Origin of the sequence: Blautia glucerasea (genome assembly GCF_013304385.1) — a bacterium.
Lineage (GTDB): Bacteria > Bacillota > Clostridia > Lachnospirales > Lachnospiraceae > Blautia_A > Blautia_A ammoniilytica.
In genome coordinates this window covers 1-1,939 of record NZ_JAAITU010000105.1, presented here as the reverse complement: position 1 = coordinate 1,939, position 1,939 = coordinate 1, and the positions used below count along the sequence as shown (strand labels likewise).

The 1,939-nt window shown below is 40.4% G+C and carries 1 protein-coding gene; it reads right to left on the bottom strand.

The window, feature by feature from the left end:
- Positions 1 to 40: 40 nt before the first annotated feature.
- Positions 41 to 1,795 (bottom strand): IS1182 family transposase, encoded by a 1,755-nt coding sequence (locus G5B11_RS18525; RefSeq protein WP_158422017.1) that lies wholly within the window; start codon positions 1,793 to 1,795, stop codon positions 41 to 43.
- Positions 1,796 to 1,939: the final 144 nt, after the last annotated feature.

The window sequence follows — 1,939 nt, the reverse complement described above, 5'->3', positions numbered from 1 at the left end:
CAAAAATCCCTTGTCTGGATTTTTACAGCCGCACTTTTGATCAAGCTGTTTTTTCCGTTGTTTTTCCCTCAAACTTCTTTAGTTTTTCATTGAGAAAACGACAGTATTTATTTATATTCCTTCCGATTGCATACAACATGAATTCTTTGTACACTTTATCTGCAGAACGGTAATTAAAACGCCTAAAGTTTTCGTTTTCTTTGATATCACCGAAATGTCCTTCTGTCTGGATCGAACGTGTCTGCCGTTTCAGGATCCCACGCTCACTTTGGATGTTTGCATGGGACTTTTCACGCAGTTCATCCCACTGTTCATTGATCTTCATTACCTTGTTTTTTTCAGTATCCTTTTTGGCATTATATTTATACAGACAGCGGGCTTTATGTTCGCATCCACTGCAGTCGGCGCAGGCGTACACCTCAAAGGTCTGGGTATAACCATTCTGCTCTTTGGTTTCCGTTCTTATGTGACGCAGTTCACGTCCGTCATGGCAGATATAGAACTGCTCATCTTCAAATACTTCGACCTTCATGTTGTAATATTTGCTGATATCTTCGGCATATGCGCGTGTTTTGCGTTTTTCATGATCCTGCAGTTTTATATAGCTTTCTATCCCTTTTTCTTTTAAATAAAGCAGATTTTTCTCACTACAGTATCCGCTGTCAGCAGTTACCTCTTCCAGGATACTGCCAAAAGCCTGCTGGTGCTTTTCCAGGACTGGGATCAGGGTATTGTAATCCGTCCGGTCATTACTTACGTAACCGTGAATGATGAAATAATTTTCCACAGCAATCTGTACGTTGTACGCCGGCTTTAACTGTCCGTTCAGCATATGATCCTCTTTCATCCGCATAAAAGTAGCTTCCAGGTCTGTCTTGGAATAGCTGTTCCGGTCTTTTCCCATGATCTCGAAGCATTCTTTATATCCCATCAGACGCTGGCCGAGATGCTCCAGTTCCTCATACAGCTGCTGGATCTCAGGTTTTCTTTTTCCTTTTCCATAAACGAACTCTATCCCTTCTCCAGTGGCAATCGTATTAAGGTTCTTCTGCAGCTTCAGGATCTCAAGAGGAGAGCAGTTATCAACCTCAATGACTGTATTATTTGCAAGTTTCTTATGCTTTGACAGCTTCCTTTTCCGGTTCTTTTCTATTACACTGCGGACTTTATCCATTCCCTCGATCACAAACATCTGTGCATTCCCTATATCATACTTTTGCCTATAACCATTCTCTTGCAAAAATATATTATACCTGTCAAAGTTCAGTTCAATAGAATCTAGCAGACCAGCCAGATGGTAATTGACCGTACCACGCCAGACAAATGTATAACGGTTTGCATTGGCTTCGATCTTAGTCCCATCAATAAAAAGTTCTTTTAGTGTAACAAGGCCTTCTTTTTGAAGCCGGCGCAAAAACTGGTAATTAAGATCATCCAATATTTCAGAAGTTAGCTTTTTCCCTTTAAATTCATAAAAAGCGTCCCGTTTTGGTTTCTGCCCATGGGTCAGCCAGATAAAAGCGAGATCTCTTTCACATAATTCTACAATACGGTCAACAGAACGTATCCCTCGCATGTTTGCGTAAGTAACCACAGCATACATCATAATTGGGTTATACCCGGTTCTTCCCTTATCTGAACAATTGGCCAGCAGACCAGAAAAATCTAAATCCTCCATCACTTTTTTCAGGGTATAGACTGGATCGTCGTCAGGTAAACTCAATTCGAAGAAACTAAAGTTAATTTTCTGTTGCCCAAACTCAAAAAAGTCGTTATAATAATTAGTTGTTAGCATAGTTACATTATAACATGTAACGGAGAGAAAGATGGTTGTCGTTAGCCATCTTTTTTTCTTTTTATGATAAAAATTTGGGGAGGGTGTGACTTGGTATGAGTCACACCCTCCCTCTCTTAGAACTGTCTATTTCCCGACAACCCC